14 protein-coding genes are annotated in these 18,705 nt (G+C 73.1%); 7 read left to right on the plus strand and 7 right to left on the minus strand.

All coding sequences use genetic code 11. From position 1 onward, the window contains the following. Positions 1 to 34: 34 nt before the first annotated feature. The gene (locus J7I94_RS04400; RefSeq protein ID WP_215165227.1) at positions 35 to 634 is read right to left on the minus strand and encodes a Uma2 family endonuclease; all 600 of its coding nucleotides are present in this window, start codon (positions 632 to 634) and stop codon (positions 35 to 37) included. 246 nt (positions 635 to 880) lie between these two features. On the opposite strand from J7I94_RS04400, the gene recQ reads away from it, so the two are divergent. Continuing rightward, positions 881 to 2,887 (plus strand): DNA helicase RecQ, encoded by a 2,007-nt coding sequence (gene recQ, locus J7I94_RS04405; protein WP_215165228.1) that lies wholly within the window; start codon positions 881 to 883, stop codon positions 2,885 to 2,887. Between the two features lie 15 nt (positions 2,888 to 2,902). Here the strand turns inward: recQ and J7I94_RS04410 are convergent, their stop codons facing one another. Both J7I94_RS04410 and fahA read right to left on the minus strand, forming a co-directional pair. Continuing rightward, positions 2,903 to 3,841, minus strand: coding sequence for a M56 family metallopeptidase (locus tag J7I94_RS04410; protein WP_215165230.1), 939 nt, complete (start codon positions 3,839 to 3,841; stop codon positions 2,903 to 2,905). A 270-nt stretch (positions 3,842 to 4,111) separates the two neighbouring features. Then, positions 4,112 to 5,323, minus strand: coding sequence for a fumarylacetoacetase (fahA, locus tag J7I94_RS04415; protein WP_215165231.1), 1,212 nt, complete (start codon positions 5,321 to 5,323; stop codon positions 4,112 to 4,114). Positions 5,324 to 5,802: 479 nt separating this feature from the next. Here fahA and J7I94_RS04420 point away from each other — a divergent pair, with 479 nt between their 5' ends. From J7I94_RS04420 to J7I94_RS04440, 5 genes are all read left to right on the plus strand, one after another. Further along, positions 5,803 to 7,023 carry a DegT/DnrJ/EryC1/StrS family aminotransferase gene (locus tag J7I94_RS04420; protein ID WP_251074633.1) on the plus strand — a complete coding sequence of 407 codons (1,221 nt, stop codon included), beginning with the start codon at positions 5,803 to 5,805 and terminating at the stop codon, positions 7,021 to 7,023. Further along, positions 7,016 to 9,541 (plus strand): lipopolysaccharide biosynthesis protein, encoded by a 2,526-nt coding sequence (locus tag J7I94_RS04425; protein WP_215165235.1) that lies wholly within the window; start codon positions 7,016 to 7,018, stop codon positions 9,539 to 9,541. The genes J7I94_RS04420 and J7I94_RS04425 overlap by 8 nt, the downstream gene beginning before the upstream one ends. Before the next feature lie 704 nt (positions 9,542 to 10,245). Then, the gene (locus J7I94_RS04430; RefSeq protein ID WP_215165236.1) at positions 10,246 to 12,081 is read left to right on the plus strand and encodes a glycosyltransferase; all 1,836 of its coding nucleotides are present in this window, start codon (positions 10,246 to 10,248) and stop codon (positions 12,079 to 12,081) included. A 4-nt stretch (positions 12,082 to 12,085) separates the two neighbouring features. Next, a complete protein-coding gene (locus tag J7I94_RS04435) occupies positions 12,086 to 12,532 on the plus strand; it encodes a hypothetical protein (RefSeq protein WP_215165237.1) in 447 nt (148 codons plus the stop codon). Continuing rightward, positions 12,529 to 13,671: a glycosyl hydrolase gene (locus J7I94_RS04440; protein WP_215165238.1), complete on the plus strand. Its 1,143-nt coding sequence runs from the start codon at positions 12,529 to 12,531 to the stop codon at positions 13,669 to 13,671. The genes J7I94_RS04435 and J7I94_RS04440 overlap by 4 nt, the downstream gene beginning before the upstream one ends. Before the next feature lie 18 nt (positions 13,672 to 13,689). On the opposite strand, the gene J7I94_RS04445 is transcribed toward J7I94_RS04440, so the two are convergent. The 3 genes from J7I94_RS04445 to J7I94_RS04455 form a co-directional block, all read right to left on the minus strand. Then, positions 13,690 to 14,445 (minus strand): polysaccharide deacetylase family protein, encoded by a 756-nt coding sequence (locus tag J7I94_RS04445; protein ID WP_215165239.1) that lies wholly within the window; start codon positions 14,443 to 14,445, stop codon positions 13,690 to 13,692. A gap of 128 nt (positions 14,446 to 14,573) precedes the next feature. Further along, positions 14,574 to 15,953: a glycosyltransferase gene (locus J7I94_RS04450; protein WP_308114492.1), complete on the minus strand. Its 1,380-nt coding sequence runs from the start codon at positions 15,951 to 15,953 to the stop codon at positions 14,574 to 14,576. A 125-nt stretch (positions 15,954 to 16,078) separates the two neighbouring features. Beyond that, on the minus strand, positions 16,079 to 17,143 hold the full coding sequence (locus tag J7I94_RS04455) for a GNAT family N-acetyltransferase (RefSeq protein ID WP_308114493.1): 1,065 nt from the start codon (positions 17,141 to 17,143) through the stop codon (positions 16,079 to 16,081). A gap of 230 nt (positions 17,144 to 17,373) precedes the next feature. Here J7I94_RS04455 and J7I94_RS04460 point away from each other — a divergent pair, with 230 nt between their 5' ends. After that, a complete protein-coding gene (locus J7I94_RS04460) occupies positions 17,374 to 18,177 on the plus strand; it encodes an HAD family hydrolase (protein ID WP_215165242.1) in 804 nt (267 codons plus the stop codon). 8 nt (positions 18,178 to 18,185) lie between these two features. Here the strand turns inward: J7I94_RS04460 and J7I94_RS04465 are convergent, their stop codons facing one another. Next, positions 18,186 to 18,704 (minus strand): transglycosylase SLT domain-containing protein, encoded by a 519-nt coding sequence (locus J7I94_RS04465; RefSeq protein ID WP_215165243.1) that lies wholly within the window; start codon positions 18,702 to 18,704, stop codon positions 18,186 to 18,188. Position 18,705: the final 1 nt, after the last annotated feature.

Consider the following 18,705-nt stretch of genomic DNA (forward strand, 5'->3'; position numbering starts at 1 on the left):
CTCACGGGGGGTGCCGGGCCGCTGTCGTGCCGCGCTACGCGGAGCCGCGGCGCGGCTTGATGCGGGTGAGGTCGAGGTCCAGCGGGAAGGGGGCGGCCACTTTCATCCGCTCACGGAAGATGCCGACGCTGGTGTAGGCGCCGGTCGTGGGTTCCAGTTCGAAGGCGTGCACGGCGGCGAGGCCCTTCTCGTTCTCCACCCGCCAGTAGTGGCGAATGCCGGCGCGGGCGTACTTCAGGGGCTTGGTCTCGCGGTCGCGGGACACGGACTCGGCGGAGACGACCTCGATGGCCAGCAGCACGGACTGGGCGGGGTAGCGGGTCTGCTCCGGGTCCTCCACCACCTCCGCACCGACCACGATCACGTCCGGCTCGGGCCGGTTCTGCCGGTCGATGTCGATGGTGAACTCGCGGACGACCTCGTACTCCGCCGGGGCGAGTGACTGCAACTGCCATTCGAAGAAGCTCACAGCGCGTGAGTGGAAAAGGGTTTGCGGACTCACGAAGACGAGACTCCCGTCGATCAGTTCCGTGTGCGGAGGAAGATCCGGGAGGCGGTCCAGGTCGTCGGCGGTCCAGCCGCCTTCCGGCGGGGTCGGCCAGGTGGGCTTGGACGCCTTCGGTGCGACGCTCATCAGTGCTCCCATGCGACGGAGTCTCGCGGGCGCATTCAGACTATCGGCCGGAAACGGGCAGGTCTCCCGCGAACGTGTGAACGACCTTCGTGTCCTTGACGGCAGTGAGGGGCGGTGAGTGGGCGGGGTGGCCGGGGCCTGTGGATAACTCCGTGGCTGTCGGTGCGGACCCCTATCGTGGAGGCAGTGGTCGGGGCAGGACAGACGGGCCGGACAGACGGGGCAGGACGTACGGGGGACAGGACGATGGGCGGGACGAGCGTGATCGGCGAGACGGCAGGGACCAGGGCCGCGGACGGCGGGGACAGCGAGGCGGTCGCCGCGCTGCGCCGGGTCTTCGGGTACGAGGACTTCCGCGGCGAACAGGAAGCGGTCATCGAGCACGTGGTCGCGGGTGGCGACGCGGTCGTGCTCATGCCGACCGGCGGCGGCAAGTCGCTGTGCTACCAGATTCCGTCCCTGGTCAGGCCGGGCACCGGCATAGTGATCTCCCCGCTCATCGCGTTGATGCAGGACCAGGTGGACGCGTTGCGGGCGCTCGGGGTGCGCGCCGGGTTCATGAACTCGACGCAGGACTTCGACGAGCGCCGCACGGTGGAGGCCGAGTTCCTCGCCGGAGAGCTGGACCTGCTCTACCTGGCGCCCGAGCGGCTGCGGCTGGAGAGCACCCTCGGCCTGCTCTCCCGGGGCAAGATCGCGGTCTTCGCCATCGACGAGGCGCACTGCGTCTCGCAGTGGGGGCACGACTTCCGGCCGGACTACCTCGCGCTGTCCCTGCTGGGCGAGCGCTGGCCGGACGTGCCGCGTGTCGCGCTCACGGCGACGGCCACCCACGCCACCCACCGGGAGATCACCGAGCGGCTGAACATGCCGGCGGCCCGGCACTTCGTGGCCAGCTTCGACCGGCCCAACATCCAGTACCGGATCGTGCCGAAGACCGACCCCAAGAAGCAGCTTCTGACCTTCCTGCGCGAGGAGCACCCGGGAGACGCGGGCATCGTCTACTGCCTCTCCCGGAACTCGGTGGAGAAGACGGCCGAGTTCCTCTCCCGCAACGGCGTCGAGGCGGTGCCGTACCACGCGGGACTGGACGCGGGCACCCGTGCGGCGCACCAGTCGAGGTTCCTGCGGGAGGAGGGCCTGGTGGTCGTGGCGACCATCGCCTTCGGCATGGGCATCGACAAGCCGGACGTGCGGTTCGTAGCCCACCTCGACCTGCCCAAGTCGGTCGAGGGCTACTACCAGGAGACGGGCCGGGCCGGCCGGGACGGGCTGCCGTCGACGGCCTGGATGGCCTATGGCCTCAACGACGTCGTGCAGCAGCGCAAGCTGATCCAGTCCGGCGAGGGCGACGAGGCGTTCCGGCGGCGGGCCCAGTCCCACCTGGACGCCATGCTCGCCCTGTGCGAGACCGTCCAGTGCCGGCGCGGCCAGCTCCTCGCCTACTTCGGACAGGACCCGGAGGCGTCCGGCTGCGGCAACTGCGACACCTGCCTCACCCCGCCGGAGACCTGGGACGGCACGGTCGCGGCGCAGAAGGCGCTGTCGACGGTGGTGCGGCTGAAGCGGGAGCGCGGGCAGAAGTTCGGCGCCGGGCAGATCATCGACATCCTGCTGGGCAAGCGCACCGCCAAGGTCATCCAGTTCGACCACGACCAGCTCTCGGTGTTCGGCATCGGTGAGGAGCTGAGCGAGGGCGAGTGGCGTGGCGTCGTCCGGCAGCTGCTGGCCCAAGGACTGCTGGCGGTGGAGGGGGAGTACGGCACGCTGGTGCTGACCGACGACAGCGCGGCCGTGCTGCGCCGGGAGCGGGAGGTCCCGCTGCGCAAGGAGCCGAAGAAGCCGACGGCGGTGAAGGCGTCCGGCGGGGGACGCGGTGAGCGCAAGCCCAAGGCCGCGGCGGCGGAGCTGCCCCAGGCGCTGGTGCCCGCCTTCGAGGCGCTGCGCGCCTGGCGTGCCGAGCAGGCCAGGGAACAGGGCGTCCCGGCCTATGTCATCTTCCACGACGCCACGCTCCGGGAGATCGCCACGGTGTGGCCCACGTCGATCGGGCAGCTCGGCTCCATCAGCGGCGTCGGCGAGAAGAAGCTGATGACGTACGGCGAGGGCGTGCTGGAGGTACTCGCGGGGCTGGGCGGACCGGCCGGCGGCACCGAGCCGTCTTCGGCTCCCGCACCCACCGCGGGCCCCGCGTCGGACATGGGTCCGGACGACTGGCCCGAGCACGAGCCGGAGCCCGACGACTGGATATAGCCGGGCCCGGGCGGCTCAGGACAGAGCCGTGAGGCCCGGGGCGAAGGTGATCAGCAGGGGGAGGAGCGGGACCAGGGCGGCCGTCGCCGTGGTCATGGCGCGGTGGCGGCGGCCCAGGCGGGGCTGCGGCTCCAGGAGGCGGTCGACGCGTTCGCCGAGGAGGTGGTGGCTGGAGGCGCAGGACAGGACGCCCCGGTGCTGGTTCAGCTCGATCAGGGCGAGGGCCGTGGTCAGGTGGCCGCAGCGCCGGGAGGCGGTGTCGTCGGCGGCGAGTTCCACCAGACGGTGGGTCTGGTCGCAGAAGTGGGCGAAGAGCGGGACACGGGGGAAGCCGGTGGCCAGGGCAGTGGAGAGGTGCAGCAGCCAGTCGTGGCGGGCGCGGGCGTGGCCGCGCTCGTGGGTGAGGACCGCGTCGATCTGGTGGTCGGTGAGACGCTGCAGGGCGCCGGTGGTGACGATCAGCTGGGGCGGGCTGCCGGGCATCCACCAGGCGTCCGGGTATTCGTCCTCCAGCACGAGGAGAGGCCCGCGCGCGGTGGGGAGCCCGGCGGGCAGGTCGGGGGCGCGTTCGCGCAGATGCGAGCGGGCCCGGGCCCGGCGCCGGCGCGCTTCGGCCAGTTCCCGGGCGAGCATGGCGGTGGTCCAGGCGGCTCCGCAGGCCAGCAGCACGGTGAGGGCCGCCGTCCAGGGCGGGCCGGCGGAGAGGTTGTACGCCTCGGTCACCGCGGGCGGCGCCGGGGCGAAGAGCTGGGCGCGGACCGTGCCGAAGACGGCGGCGGCGCCCAGGGCCAGGGCGGTCAGACAGCACAGCAGGACCGTGGCGACCAGGCACTGCCACACCCACAGCGCGACCACCGGGTCCCGTTCCGGCCAACTGGCCCGGGTCAGCGCGCGGGGCGCCGGCACGGCGGCGGTCAGGGCGACGACGCTCAGCAGAAGCAGGCTGACGGTCATGCCACGGGCTCCGGATCCTGGTCGGAAAGGCGGCTCGGCTCTGGATCGTGCGGGGAGTGCGGAAGGGGGCTCGCGCACCGTCCGCCGACAGTATGACGGTGCGGGGCGGTGCGAGTCAGGTCCGAGGACCGTCAAGTGTCCGTCGTCTCGCTCGGCCTTCGCTTCGGCGGTCCCTTTCTCTTCGCCGTTTCCATGGCCGTTTCCTTGGCCGCTCCCTTCGCTTCTCCCTCTCCCTCGCCATTGCCGTCGCCGGCGCCCCGAGCGTTCTGGTCAGCTCGCGACGACCCGCCCCGTCACCTCGCCCAGCCCTACCCGGGTGCCGTCCGGGCCGGGGGCCCAGGCGGACAGGGTGACCTCGTCGCCGTTCTCCAGGAAGGTCCGCTTGCCGTCCGGGAGTTCGAGGGGGTCGCGGCCGTTCCAGGTCAGTTCCAGCAGCGACCCGCGTTCCCGTTCGGAAGGGCCGCTGACGGTGCCCGAGCCGTACAGGTCGCCGGTGCGCAGCGAGGCGCCGTTGACGGTCAGGTGGGCCAGTTGCTGGGCGGCCGTCCAGTACATGGTGGAGAAGGGCGGCTCGGAGACGACGTGGCCGTTGACGGCGACGGAGATCCGCAGGTCGTAGCCGCTCGGTTCCTCGTCGGCGTCGTCGAGGTACGGCAGCAGCCGGTGGGTCCGCTCCGGCGGGGCGGTCCGCGCGGCCTCCAGGGCGTCGAGAGAGGTGATCCACGCCGAGACCGACGTGGCGAAGGACTTGCCGAGGAACGGGCCGAGGGGGACGTACTCCCAGGCCTGGATGTCCCGTGCCGACCAGTCGTTCAGCAGGCACAGCCCGAACACGTGCTCGCGCCAGTCGTGGAGCGGGACCGGCCGGCCGGGTTGGCTCGGCGTCCCGACCACGAAGCCGACCTCGGCCTCGATGTCCAGGCGTACGGACGGGCCGAAGACGGGGGCCGGGTCGGTGGGGGACTTGCGCTGACCGGAGGGGCGTACGACGTCCGTGCCGGAGACCACCACCGTGCCGGAGCGCCCGTGGTAGCCGATCGGCAGGTGCTTCCAGTTCGGGGTCAGGGAGTCGGCGGCGTCGGGGCGGAAGATGCGGCCGACGTTCCGGGCGTGGTTCTCGGAGGCGTAGAAGTCGACGTAGTCGGCCACCTCGAAGGGCAGGTGCAGGGTGACCGAGGAGAGGGGGTGGAACAGCGGGGCGAGGGTCTCGCGGTGCGCGGGGACCGTCACCCAGGCGGTCAGCGCACGCCGTACGTCGGACCAGGTGGTGCGGCCGGCCGCCAGCAACGGGTTGAGGGTGGGCCGGGCGAGGAGGGAGACGTACGGCGATCCGAGGGCGCGGGCCGCCGCGCCGGCGTCGAGGACGTGGTCGCCCAGCCGGACGCCCACCGTCCGCTCCTCCTTCCCGGGGGTCGAGAACACGCCGTACGGGAGGTTGTGCGGGCCGAAGGGGTGGCCTTCGGGGACGTCGAAGAGGGGCATCTGTGGTGCCTCGCTTTCGTACTCGACGGTGGGTGCCGGTGCCGGTGCCGGTGCCGGTGCCTGCGGGTGCGGGCTGGTGCCTGCCCGTGGGTGTCGGGGCGTGTCGGTGCCGGGTGCGCACCGCCTGTGCTGGGGGTTCCGGGTGGCCGGGCCACACGTTACGGCGGTCGGGGCGCGCCGGGGCAGAGCGCGGGCCGACGGTGTGTACGGCGGGGTGAGTGACGGGTGAGGTGCCCGGTCGGGTGCCGGACGGGGTGGGCGGCGGCTAGCGCTCCGCTTCCGCTTGTGTGCGGGAAGTTGTCCACAGGCCGGTCCGCAATCTTGACGGAGCGGTGCGAACGGGGAGAGTCTGGACGGGTGCCGGAAGGCCTCGGGGAGGGGGCGTTCCGACGGCACATCAGGGGGAGCGGATGGCCATTGGGGAGGCCGGTCCGGGTTCGGTGTCGTCGCATGCCAGGCCGAAACGCCCGGCGCGCACCATGCGCGACAGACTCGGCCGGGAATGCGTGTACGTACCGTCGTGCCGGTTCGGCCTGTACGCGGCACTGCGGCACTGGTGCCCGCCGGGCGGCCGGGTGCTGATGTCGCCGGTCAACGACGACGTCATCTTCTTCGTCGTCCTGGCGGCCGGACTGCGGCCGGTGCAGGCGCCGTTGAACCCGTGGGACGCGTCCATCGACCTCGACGCCGTGCCCGAGGAGACATGGGGCTCACTCTCCGCCGTACTGACGACGAACCTGTACGGGAACCCGGACCCGGCGCCCGGACTGCGGGCGCGGTGCGACGCGTTGGGCATCCCGTTGTTCGAGGACGCGGCGCACGCCATCGGCAGCGAGGTGGGCGGCCGTCCGGTCGGGACCTGGGGCGACGCCTCCGTCTTCAGCCTGTCCAAGCACGTCGGGGCGCACGCCGGGGGAATCCTCGCGGTCGCCGATCCGGGCGTGCGGGACGTGCTGGAGAAGGCGTGCGAGGACCTGCTGGCGCCGCGCCGGATGACGGCCGAGCTCGCCTACGCCGTCCGGCCGTACGCGGAGGCGGCCGTGCGGGGGCTGCGGCTGCGGCGGGCCGCCTGGGCGACGCTGCGGGTGCTGGGCATGGCCGAGCGCGAGGAGATCCGGATGCCGCTGCGGCCCGAGGCGCTGGCCCGTGCGGTCGCCGCCGCGCCGGATCTGGACGCGCACGACCCCTGGGTCCGCGTCGACATGCACGACTACCGGCTGAGCTCCGGCCGGTTCCGGCTCGCCCGCGTCGGCCGCAAGCTCGACCGGCTGGACGAGGTGCTCGCCGACTGCCGCGCGGGGACGGAACTGTTGCTGGCGACGCGCTGGGCACACGCCGGGCGCGGGGGGCCGGACGGCGCGGTGCAGCCGTTGTTCCGGGTGCCGCTGCTCGTGGCGGACCGGGACGCGGCGGCGGCGGCTCTGGCGCGGCGGGGCATCGTCGTCGGGTACCTCTACGACCCGCCTCTGGACGACTACGCCGGCGTGGAGTTCACCGACCTCTCGCCCGCTCCCGAGGCGGCGCGCTGGTTCGCGCGGCACGCGCTGCCCGTGGACCCGCTGCGCGCGCGGGAGGCCATCGAGGTCCTGGAGGATTCCGGCGTCCGGCCTGCCGAGCCGCCCGAGGGCCTGAGCAGGCCGGGGCCCCTGCCGGAAGAACCGGGTCCGTTACCGCGAGGGCCGGGGCCGTTCCGTGACTGAGGCGCAGGTGCAGGAGACGGCGGAGGCGCGGGCGGACGACGGGGACCGGCCGTCCGACGGGGCGCACGGCTCCGACTCGCTGTTCAAGAACGCCTACTTCCTCATGCTCAGCACCGGCGTGTCCGCCGTGCTCGGGCTGGGTTTCTGGCTGGTGTCCGCCCGGTACTACACCGAGGAGGCCGTCGGCCAGGGCTCGGCCGCGATCGCGGCGATGCGGCTGCTGGCCAGCATCACGGCGACGACGATGATCGGCGCCGTGGTCCGCTTCGTGCCGCGTGCCGGACGGGCGACGGGGTCACTGGTCTGGCGTGCCTACGCGGCCAGTTCGGTGGTCGTCGCGCTGGCGGCCGGCGTCTTCCTGCTCACCCTCGACCGGTGGGGCGACTCGTACGCGCCGCTGGGCACGCCGGTGGCGGGGACGCTGTTCGTCGCCGCCTGCGTGGCCTGGGCGCTGCTCACCCTCCAGGACGGGGTGCTGACCGGGCTGCGCAAAGCCGAGTGGGTGCCGGCCGGCAACGCGGTGTTCTCGGTCGGGAAGCTGATCCTGCTCGCCGTCTTCGCCTCCGCGCTGCCGGTGCTCGGCATCTTCGTCTCGTGGGCCGTGGCGATCGCTTTCTCCACGCTGCCCCTCGGCTGGCTGATCTTCCGCAAGCTGATACCGCGACAGGCCGCCGCCGACCACGACCTCGAACCGCCCGCCTACCGTGAGATGGGCCGTTTCCTGGCAGGCGACTCGCTGGGCGCGCTGTTCAGCCTGGCCATGATCAACCTGCTGCCGGTGATGGTCGCCGTCCGCTTCACCGCCGCGGAGAACGGCTACTTCTACGTGGCGTACACCGTCGGCGGCACGATGGAGTTCATGGCCATCAACATGGCCTCCTCGCTCACCGCGCACGCCTCGCACGACCCGCGCCACCTCGCCGACGGCGTCCGCGGGGCGCTGCGCCGCATGACGCTGCTGCTGGTGCCGGTCGTAGCGTTCCTGGTGGCCTTCGCGCCGCAGATCCTCGCCCCGTTCAACGACGACTACGCCGAGCACGGCTCCGCGGTGCTGCGGCTGCTCGCCCTCGGTGCGCTGCCGCGGATCGTGGTGGAGCTGTACATAGGGGTGCTGCGTGTCCAGGGCCGGACCGGAGCGCTCGCCGCTGTCCAAGGCGCGATGTGCGCCCTCGTGCTGGGCAGCGCGACCGTGCTGTTCACACCGGCCGGGATCGCGGGCGCCGGCTGGGCGGTGCTGCTGGGGATGACGTTGGTCGCCGCCGGCTGTGTGCCGGGCCTGCGCGCGGCGCTGCGCGGCGGCGGCGCCTCCGGCCGGGATACGGGCGGTGGACCCGGCGACGGGAAGGCGACGGGAGGCCGCCGGAAGCCGACGGCACCCGGCGCACCCTCCTACGGCACCCGCTGGGCACGGCTGAACGCCACCGCCGGGTACGGCACGAGCTGGGCCCGCAAGGCCGCGTACGCGGTTGATCCGGCCGACGGGAGGCAGGGGGAGGGGCGGGAGGACACCGTCACCCTCTTCATCGGGCGGCCCGGTTATGAGCGGGAGGCGTTGGAGGCGGATCCGCTGGCCGTGATCGTCCGGTCGTCGGACGGTGCGGGGGGCGGGCCGTCCGGTGGCCCGCCCGAACTGGAGGGCGGGGACGGCGGGGGCGCCGGGGAGGAGGAATCCCCGGGGGCGCAAGGGGCTTTGGGCTCCCTGGGGTCCCCGGGAGTGCAGGGAGCCGAGCCCGTCGGATCCGGTTCGTCCACTCTGTCCGCTCCGCCCGCTGGGCCCGCTCCGCCCGCTGGGTCCGCTGGGTCCGCTGGGTCCGCTCGGTCCCTCGGGTCTGCCCGGTCCGTCGAGGAAGAGACCTGGGAAAGGCGGCTGTGGACCGGCCTCTGGGTGGTGCTCGGCGTCGCCACCGCGGTCTTCTGGACGGCGCTGCGCGGACTGCCCTGGCTGGACGGGGCCTCCCGGACGGCGGTGACCGGCCGTGAGCTGCTGGAGGAGCTGCCCTTGGCCGCGCTCGTCGCGGGCGGGGCACTGCTGGTCGTGTTCGTGGCCTCCGTGACCCTGAGCGCGCGCCTCGACTGGCGGCTCCCCGGGGCCGCCCTGGGCGCCGCCGTGATCGCTCTGTACGTGGCACCTGTCGCCCTCGGCCGGGAACCACAGCCGGTGGACGGGACGTTCTACACCAAGACGGCCGGATTCCTCGCGGACGCGGTGGGGCTCGACGGCCCCGAGCCGCTGCTGCGCTGGGCACCGCCCGTTCTGCAACTGCTGTGTCTCGTGCCGCTGTGGCTGCTGCTCGCGTACGCGGGCGACCGGCTGCCGTGGCCGGGACGCTGGGGGGTTCTGTATCTCGCCGCGGTGGGCGGCTGGGTGTGGCGGCAGGCGCTCGCGCCGGTCGCGCTGCCCCTTCTCCTGCTGCTCGCGCTGCTCGTCCTGCTCGTCCTGGTCCTGCCACCGCGCCGACCGGCCCCGACGTCCGAGCCCCCGCGCCGCTCCAGACCGAACGACAGATCCAGGGACTGATCGAGCACAGAGCCGAACCGCCAGGGGGGAACGTCGTGCGTCCGCCAGCAACTCCACGGGAGAGATCCGCACCGGAGCCCGTGCCCGCACCGGAGATCCCGGACGCGTCGTCCCGGGACACGCCGTCCCCGGACGCGTCGTCCCCGGACGGGGCGGACACGATCGGGGCGGACACGATCGGGACACCGATGGCGTCGGAGTCGATGACGCCGGAGTCAGCGACGCCGCACGGGACGAGCCCGGAGGCGGCACCGGACGCACCGCCCGAGAGCGCCGAGGCGGTGGCGATGGACGAAGCGGCCGAGAGGGGTGAAGGGGGTGGTGGGGCGGACGAAGCGGCCGAGAAGCCCGGCGGCACAGACGTCAGCGCTGCCGGCGATGTCAGCACTCTCGTAGACGCCGTAGATGCCGTAGATGCCGACGACGCCGCCGAGGCTCTCCCGGAGGCCGAAGCGGACGAGGTGACTGCGACGCCCGCCTCCCAGGAGCCGGCGGACCGCAGTGCCGAAGACGTGTCCGCCCGCCCCCCGGGAGACGTGACCGTCCGGGCCCCGGGAGACGTGACCGTCCGGGCCCCCGGAGACACGTCCGCCCGGCCCCAGGGGGCGCGGCGGCAGGGGAGCGCGCGGTTTCGTGGTGCCGTGCGGACCACCCGCCGCAGTCTCTCCACTCCCCCGGAGCCACCGGGCTCCGCCGCCGATTCCATGACGGACCTTTCCGACCTCCCGCCCGCCTGGAGGTTCCGGTACCGCGCTGCCGGGGCCTGGCCGGCCCTGCCCCTGCTGGCGGCGCTCGCCCTGTGGGCGTACGCGATCGGCCACACCGACGTCTCCCACCTCGACGACTTCGGCCTGGTCAGTGCGGTGCACCCGGCCTTCTGGGCCGGCCTGGCCGTGCTCACGGCCGGTTTCTGGTTCACCGCCCGCGACCCGAGGCGCCCGCAGGGCTGGTCGTTCGCGTACGTCGTCGGGCTGCTGCTGATGGAGCGGGCCACCCAAGCCCTGGTCTACCCGACCCCGCTGTACGCCTGGGCGTGGAAGCACGACGCCGTCATCGACCATCTGCTGACCTCCGGCGGTCTGGGGACCGAGGAGCAGCTGGGCGACATGGCCGTCTACGACCAGTGGCCGGGCTTCTTCGCCGCCCAGGCCGCGCTGGTGCGGCTGCTCGGCGTGGAGAACACCGCGATGTACATGGCGTGGTGGCCCCTGGTCTCCAGCCTGATGCTGCTGCTCCCGCTGCTGCTGATCTACCGCACCTTCACCACCGACCGCCGGCTGGTCTGGACCTCGGTCTGGCTCTTCTACGTGGCCAACTGGGTGGGCCAGGACTACTTCTCCCCGCAGTCCGTCGCCTTCGCGCTGCACGTGGGCGTGCTGGCCGTCGTCCTGCGCCGGTACGGCGGCCGGCGCGGCGGGCGCGGACGGCAGCGGCCGGCGGTCTGGACGGTGCTGCTGACCGTGCTGGTCACGACCATCGTCGTCTCGCACCAGCTGACGCCCGGCATGCTGGTCGTCTCCCTGCTGGCGCTGTGCCTCGCCCGCCGCTACCGCGACTGGGTGCCGACGGTCACCACGGTGGTCATCTTCCTGGCCTGGTGCCTCACGGCGGCGCTGCCCTTCCTGTCCGCCGCGATGCCGGACATGATCCGCTCGGTGGGTGACGTCGGCGCCAACGTCGAGACCGGGTACGGCGCCACCCCGACCGGCACCGGGGCGATCGCCACCTCCTGGGCGGCCCGTCTGCTGTCGGGCTCCGTCCTGCTGCTCGCGGCGCTCGGCGTGCTGCGCCAGCCGGTACTGCGGTACCGGGCGCTGCCCCTGCTGCTGATCGCCGCGGCCCCGCTGCCCATGTTCGTGGCCAGCAGTTACGGCAGCGAAATGATCTTCCGGGTGCTGATGTTCATGCTGCCCGGCGCGGCCTTCTTCGCCGGGGCCGCGCTGCTGCCCAAGGTGCGCACCCTGGCCGCCGACCTCGCCGCGCGCGAGTCGGCCGGGCGGCCCGCTGCCACCGCCCGGCCGAGGCGGCTGCCGCTGCCCGACCTCAGGTACGGCGTGTGGGTGCCGCTGGTCGCGCTGCTCGCCGGGACGCTCGCCTTCGTGCCGGCCTACTCCGGCAAGGATCGGATCAACTACTTCCCGCCGCAGGAAGTGGCCCTGATACGCCAGTTGTTCGACCAGGCACCGGAAGGGTCGCTCGTGGTCGCCGCGAACCGGAACTACCCGCTCGCCTACGACTCGTACTGGAGCGTCGACCACTACTGGTTCCTCGACGACGGCCGCAGCCACGTCGACCGGATCGTGCGCAGCCCGGCCGCCACCCTGGCCCGGGACATGAGCGCCGTGGAACCGCCCGCCCGCGCGTATCTCCTGCTCACCCAGGGGCAGGTGGCCAACTCGGAGATGAACGGCCAGCTCGACGGCGAGCAACTGGACCGCATACGCCGGTCGGTGGCCGCCTCACCGCGCTTCCAGCTGGTGGCGGAGAACAGCGCGGGGACGGTCTACGTCCTTCGACCGGACGAGCCGACGGGGGAGTGAGCCGATGACACCGCAGGACCTCGTGATCCGCATGCTGCCCGCGTTCGGCGGCTGGCTGGCCCTGGCCGCGCTCGCCCTGCCCGGCGGTTCACCGCCGCGCGGCGCCGCGGTGGCGCTCTTCCTGGCCGCCGGTCCGGGCGCGGCCCTGGTCCGGATCTGCGGCCCGGCGCTGCGGTCCCGCCCCGCCGAGGGCCCCGTCGACCGCCGGACCGCCGGCTTCGACCGCCACTCCGACCTGCTGGAGCGGCTGATGCTGGCCGTGCTGCTGAGCGTCGGCGTCGTCATCCTCGTCTCGACGGTGCTGATCGCCACGCACGCCTTCAGCGGGGAGCGCGTCCTGCTGATCCTCACCCTGCTGACCACGCTCGCCGCGTTCTGCCCGCGCCTGCGCGCGTCCCCGGCTCCGGCTCCGGGGACGCCACCGAGGACACGGAAGGGTTCCGCTCTGTGAACGTGCCCGGCCCGCCCCGCCAACCCGACCCGCCCCGCCGACACAGCCCGCTCCGCCCGCCCCGTCCCCTCCGGCGCGCAAGGCGCCGCCTCCTGCTCACCTCCGCCACCCTCGCGTGCGCGGCCCTGCTGGCGGTGCTCGCCCTGCGCGACACCGCCGGACCGGACGACGGCTCCGGGACGAGCCCGTCCGGCCAGGACGAGAGGTGCCGCCCGACCGAACTGCTCGAACCGCCCTGTGGCGCCTGGTTCGGCGCCTTCGTGCCGCACGACAAGTCGGACCTCGCCGAAAAGGTGCACGCCTACGAGGAGAAGGCCGGCCGCAAGCTCGACATCGTGTACACGTACCACGACATGTCGGCCGTCACGGAGACCAGGCTGGAGGGCCAGCTGCTGACCGAGCAGGAGCAGCGCGTCGGCGAGGACCGGATGCTGCTGCTGTCCTGGGAGAGCAAGTGGTGGGGCGGCACCAAGCAGCAGCAGCCGACGTGGCGGCAGCTAGCCGGAGGCGAGCTGGACGACTCCGTCATCGACGTCCAGGCGGAGCGGATCAAGGAGTACGGGGAGCGCACCGGCAAGAAGGTGTTCCTCTCCTTCGACCTGGAGATGGACACCCGTACCCCGGCCAGCGGCAGCCCGGAGGAGTACGTCCGCGCCTACCGGCACATCCACGACCGGTTCCGCGACCTCGGCGTGGACAACGTGGTGTGGACGTGGGTGATCACCGGCTACCTGAACCACGCCGACCTGTTCGAGCGGCTGTATCCCGGCGACGAGTACGTCGACTGGATCGGCTACAACCAGTACAACTACTACCTCTGCCACAAGACGGAGTGGCTGAGCTTCGCCCAGACGCAGAACGCCACGCACGACTGGATCCGGGCGCACATATCCGACGACAAGCCGCTGATGCTCTCGGAGTTCGGCAGCGCGTCCGACCCGGACCGGCCGGACCGGCAGGCCCAGTGGTACGCGCAGGTGCCCCGGGTCCTCAAGGGCCTGGACGGCGTCAAGGCCGCGCTCCAGTGGAACTACCGGGACCCGGGACCGCACTGCGACCTCTCGGTGGCCGGCGACGCGTCCTGGCGCAGTCTGCGCGAGGTGGCCGCCGACCCGTACCTCAACCAGCCGCTGGAGTGACCGGTCCCCTGTGGGACCTCACCCGGCGAACTCGGGGCCCCGCACCAGCGCGCGGCCCCGCCGGTACCACCGCCAGGCGACCGTCCTGGGGCTGTCGCGGTAGGGCGCGATCCGCGCGCCCCGCCCGGCCAGCCAGCCCTGGACGTCGGTGACGGTGTGGGTGCGCCGGACGATGAGGCGGGCGATGCGGTAGCGCTCGTCGCGGTCGGAGCTGAGCGCGTGCCGCACCGCCGTCGCCGTCTCGTAGCCGGCGCGGGCCGACAGGGACCGTACCTTGGCGCTGTTGTAGCCGTGCGGGTAGGCGAGGTGGCGGACCGGGTGGCCGAGGGCGTCCTCCAGTACGGCCTTGGAGGAGCGGAGTTCGACCGCCAGCGCCGCGGTGGACAGGGTGTCCAGCTGGGCGTGGGTGACGGTGTGGCTGCCGATCTCCATGCCGTGGTCCTCCAGGCCGGCCGCCTGGTCCAGGGTCATCATCGGGGCGGGCGGCAGCAGACTGTGGCCGCCGGGCGCGATGGCACCGGTGGTGAGGTAGGCGGTGGCGGCCAGGCCGCGCCCGGCCAGCGTCTCGGCGGTCGGCCCCGGCAGGTCGGCGAAGCCGTCGTCGAAGGTCAGCAGCACCGGGCGGGGCGGCAGCGGGGCCCGTCCGGCGAGGTGGTCGGCAAGCGCGCTGATCGTCAGGGGCGTACGGCCGCTGTCGGCGATCGCGTCCAGGTGCGCGGCGAACTGACGCGGGGTGACCGTGAACTCCGCTATCCAGGCGGGCGGGTCGTCCATCACGGCGTGATAGAGGAAGACGGGAATGGGCGCACCCCGCCCGGCACCCTCTGTTCCCCCAGTTCCCCCTGTTCCCCCCGTCCCTGCCGTGCTCTCTCCGGTGGTTCTCGCGGGCTCTCCTGTCATGATCAGCGCCTCCCCGATGTCCTCGCGCCCCGGCCCGCCGTGGCCCCGGGCGACTCCAGTCCGACCGTGCGCAGGGCGCGCCGGGCCCGCAGATAGCCGAGGGGGCCATACAGCATGCCCCGGCGCTGGAGGCGCGACAGGCGCCGTGGCCAGGGGTGGGTACGGGCGTCGTGCCCGCCCGGTACCCGGGCGCCCGCTTCCCCGGCACCGTCCTCCCCGTCCCGTACGGCCGTCAAGGCCCGGGCGTGGGCCAGCCCGCCCGGCAGCCGGGCGAGGAACGCCGGGAGCAGCCCCGGGCGGTTGACGAGGACGGCCGTGAGATACGCGGTCAGCCCCGCCCCGTAACCGAACGCCTGGGTCTCCAGGTCCCGCCAGGTCTCCCGGTGGTGGTGCCAGACCAGGGCACCCGGGACGTAGCGCAGCCGGTACCCGTGGGCGAGGACGCGGACGAAGCCGTAGAGGTCGTCGCCGCCCCGGGCGTGCGTGCCCGCGCCGGTGGCCGGATCGAAGCCGCCGACCTCGCGCAGCACCGCCGTACGGAAGGCCATGCCGGCCCCGGAGCCGAACCGTCCGGCGGTGAACGGGAAGAGCGGTTCGTCGGCGGGCGGGTCGGCGGGGTCGTACGTCCGTGGGGTGAAGCCCTTGGCGAAGCCGCCGTGGCTCTCCAGGAGCACCTGGGCGGGGGTGCGCAGCCGCGCGGGCAGGATCAGGCCGGTGGCGCAGCCGAGACCCGGGTCGGCGGCGAAGGGCGTGGTCAGCTCGGCCAGCCAGCGCGGGTCGGCGACCACGTCGTCGTCGGTGAAGGCGGTCACCTCGCCGCGTACGACGTCGAGCCCCCGGTTGTGCGCGGTCGCGAGGCCGGGCACCGGTTCGCACACGTAGCGCACCCGTTCGCCGTACTTCCGCTCGACCAGGTCGCGGGTCTCGTCGGTCACCGGCGCGTTGTCCACGACGACGATCTCGAAATCCGGGTGGTCCTGGGCGAGCAGCGAGTCGAGGGCGCGGGCCAGCTGGCCCGCCCGCTCCCGGGTGGCGACCACGACACTCGCGGACGGCGGCACGGGCGCGGTCCCCGTCGCCGCCACCGGCCCAGTCGCCGGCACCGGCCCCTTCTCCGCCACCGGCCCTTTCGCCAGATCCTGGGCGAGCCCCGCCAGCACGGACACCGCGTCGGTTCCCTCCGGCACCCGTCCGACCAGCGTGCCCACCGGCCGCCCCGCCCGCCGGACCAGGACGAACACCTCACCCGCGGCCACGGGCGGACTGCCCGGCCCCGGTCTGAGCGAGGCCCCCTCGCCGTCGTCCCCGAGCTCCAGTTCGGCCACCTGCACCGGTCCGATGCTCAGGAACTCCCGTATCTCCCGCTCCGTCTCCCGCCGCACAAGGCCCCGCCGTGCAAGGCCCTGCCGCACAAGGCCCTGCCGTGCGAGGTCTTGCCGTACGCGGCCTTGTCTCGCACGCGCTGCCCCGAACATCCGCATCCCCCCTGGATCGCTTCCGATCGTCCTCACGTGCGACGCAGCCGCGCCACACCCTTCAGCGTCCGTGCCGCCAGCGAGGCGAGCCGCGGCCGGTCGCGCACGAACCCGTGCGCCCGGCGCGCGGGCTCGCGGCCGAGCCAGTACAGCGCCGCGCCCGCCCCCCAGCGCGTCACCGCGCCCTCGTACACGGGCAGTTCGCCCGTCTTCAGTGAGTCCTTGTACTCCGCCGCGCCCCGCCCCATGTCCAGCAGGCCGATCCCCTCGGCGGCGGCGGCCTCGGCCATCCGCAGATGCAGCACCAGTCCCGGCGAGTACTTCGCCACCGCCACGTCGTACGCCGGGAACCAGCAGGCCAGGACGGTCGACGAGCGCAGCCCGAAGTGGGCGGCGACCGGCTGTCCGCCGGCGTAGAGGACGGACAGCGTGCCGGTGCACTCCGGGGTGCGGGTGGCGGCGAGCCGGCCGACGAGTCCGGTGATCCAGCGCTGCGCGAACCGGTCGCGGCGCCCGGTCCTGCGGTACTGCGCCGACTTCCACGCCATGAGCGTGCGCAGCGCGGCCGGGTCGCGCTCGTCGAAGACGAACCGCACGTCCCCGACCTGGCGGCCGAGCCGGCGTTCCTTGGCCAGGGTGGACTTGAGGAACTTCGGCGACTGGGCGCGCAGTACGTTCTCGTACGCCCCGTAGCCGTCGGCGACGTCGATGACGTGCGAGGCGTACTCCTCGGCTGCGTACGGCGTGAACAGCCCTTGTTCCGCCTCCAGGTTGTCGAAAGCGAAGCTCGACAGCGAGCAGGCACGCAGAAGTTGGCGGATATCGGGCAGCGGACCCTGGCGCAATACCGCCCCTTGGCAGTCCGACACCCCGAGGCCGATGGCGCGCCCCTGCCCCAGCGGTCCGCGCTCGTACGGCAGGAAACCGGCGCTCTCGCCGCCCTCGTACACCACCGCCACCCGCGCCGCCGGGCGGACCCGGCCCACGGCCTCGGTGAACTCCGGTTCCATGAAGGGGTTGCGAGGGGCGTGCGACTTGGCGCGCAGCTCCCGCCAGTGCTCCCGTTCCCCCTCGCCCAGTTCCTCCGGCCTCAGCACACGAATGCGTCCGCTGCTCAACTCGACCCCCCGATCAAGTCCCCCTGGACAGAAGGAAAGTACCCCTGGGGCCCCTCGGAGCGGTAGAGAGCGGAGCATGTTGTTGCCAACCGGTGCACAGCGCTTCAACCGCCTTTAGCCGGTGATGCGTCAGGTTTCGGACATCCGCGTCGGGAACGTGCGCTTGACGACGGTGAGTCGGGGGCGCGCGACGTCCGTATTCTCTGATCATGAACCCCACCGCATACGCTCTCGTCGCCACCGATCTGGACGGAACGCTGCTGCGCGGCGACGACACCGTCTCCGAGCGGTCGCTCGCCGCGCTCGCGCGGGTGGCCGGGGCCGGCGCGCACCACCTGGTGGTGACGGGACGCCCGGCGCCGAGAGTGCGCGCGCTCCTCGGCGACCTCGGCTGCGGGGGGCTCGCGGTGTGCGGACAGGGCGCGCAGGTGTACGACGCCGGCGCGGACCGGATGCTGTGGTCGGTCACCCTGGACCGGGAGCTGGCCGAGACCGCGCTCGGCAAGATCGAGGCCGAGGTGGGCGAGGTGTACGCCGCCGTCGACCAGGACGGGGTGGACGGGCTCACGCTGATCGAGCCCGGGTATCTGATGCCGCATCCCACGCTGCCCGCGGTGCGGGTCGGCCGACGGGACGACCTGTGGGCGGAGCCCATCAGCAAGGTGCTGCTGCGCCACCCCCAGCTGTCCGACGACGAGCTGGCGGCGACGGCCCGCGCGGTGGTCGGGTCGCTGGCGACGGTCACCATGTCGGGGCCGGGGACGGTCGAGCTCCAGCCGTGCGGTGTCACCAAGGCGACCGGTCTGGAGCTGGCGGCGGAGCGCCTGGGGCTGAGCCCGGAGCGGACGGTCGCCTTCGGGGACATGCCCAACGACATCCCGATGTTCCTGTGGGCGGCCCACGGCGTCGCCATGGCCGGCGCCCACCCGGAACTGCGGGCGGTGGCCGACGAGGTCACCCTGTCGAACGAGGACGACGGCGTGGCCGTCGTCCTCGAACGACTCTTCGCCTGAGGCCGGGCTCAGTAGGCGCTGTAGACGTTGTCCATGGAGCCGTACCGGTCGGCCGCGTAGTTGCAGGCGGCGGTGATGTTGGCGACCGGGTCGTACATGTCCCAGGAGGTGCCTTCGACGTGGTAGGCGTCGAAGGTCGGCTTGATCACCTGGAGCAGGCCCTTGGACGGGGTGCCGTTGATGGCGTTGATGTCCCAGTTGTTGATCGCGAACTGGTTGCCGGACGACTCCCGCATGATGTTGCGGTAGATGCCGTTGTACGAGCCCGGGATGCCCTTCTCGGCCATGATGTCGAGCGACTGGCGGATCCAGCCGTCGAGGTTGTTGCTGTAGCCGTTGGCCGCGGTCAGGGCGGCCGTGGTGGTCGCCGTGGCCGAGTCGGCGGCGGGGGTGGCGGCCGGGGCGGCGGACGCGCTGGCGGCGCCGGCGATCGGCAGCGCCAGCACGGCGGCGCCGGCACCGGCGAGGGCGAGCTTGCGGACGAGACGGTTGGCGCCGGCGGCGTGCCGGAGAGCCTTTGCGGGCATG

It is taken from the genome of Streptomyces sp. ISL-12, assembly GCF_018614415.1.
Classification (GTDB): Bacteria; Actinomycetota; Actinomycetes; order Streptomycetales; family Streptomycetaceae; genus Streptomyces.

Coding starts and splice junctions, on each gene's coding strand:
- J7I94_RS04400 (WP_215165227.1), bottom strand. CDS start 634: ATGAGCGTCGCACCGAAGGCGTCCAAGCCCACCTGGCCGACCCCGCCG.
- recQ (WP_215165228.1), top strand. CDS start 881: ATGGGCGGGACGAGCGTGATCGGCGAGACGGCAGGGACCAGGGCCGCG.
- J7I94_RS04410 (WP_215165230.1), bottom strand. CDS start 3,841: ATGACCGTCAGCCTGCTTCTGCTGAGCGTCGTCGCCCTGACCGCCGCC.
- fahA (WP_215165231.1), bottom strand. CDS start 5,323: ATGCCCCTCTTCGACGTCCCCGAAGGCCACCCCTTCGGCCCGCACAAC.
- J7I94_RS04420 (WP_251074633.1), top strand. CDS start 5,803: ATGCGCGACAGACTCGGCCGGGAATGCGTGTACGTACCGTCGTGCCGG.
- J7I94_RS04430 (WP_215165236.1), top strand. CDS start 10,246: ATGACGGACCTTTCCGACCTCCCGCCCGCCTGGAGGTTCCGGTACCGC.
- J7I94_RS04435 (WP_215165237.1), top strand. CDS start 12,086: ATGACACCGCAGGACCTCGTGATCCGCATGCTGCCCGCGTTCGGCGGC.
- J7I94_RS04445 (WP_215165239.1), bottom strand. CDS start 14,445: ATGGACGACCCGCCCGCCTGGATAGCGGAGTTCACGGTCACCCCGCGT.
- J7I94_RS04460 (WP_215165242.1), top strand. CDS start 17,374: ATGAACCCCACCGCATACGCTCTCGTCGCCACCGATCTGGACGGAACG.
- J7I94_RS04465 (WP_215165243.1), bottom strand. CDS start 18,704: ATGCCCGCAAAGGCTCTCCGGCACGCCGCCGGCGCCAACCGTCTCGTC.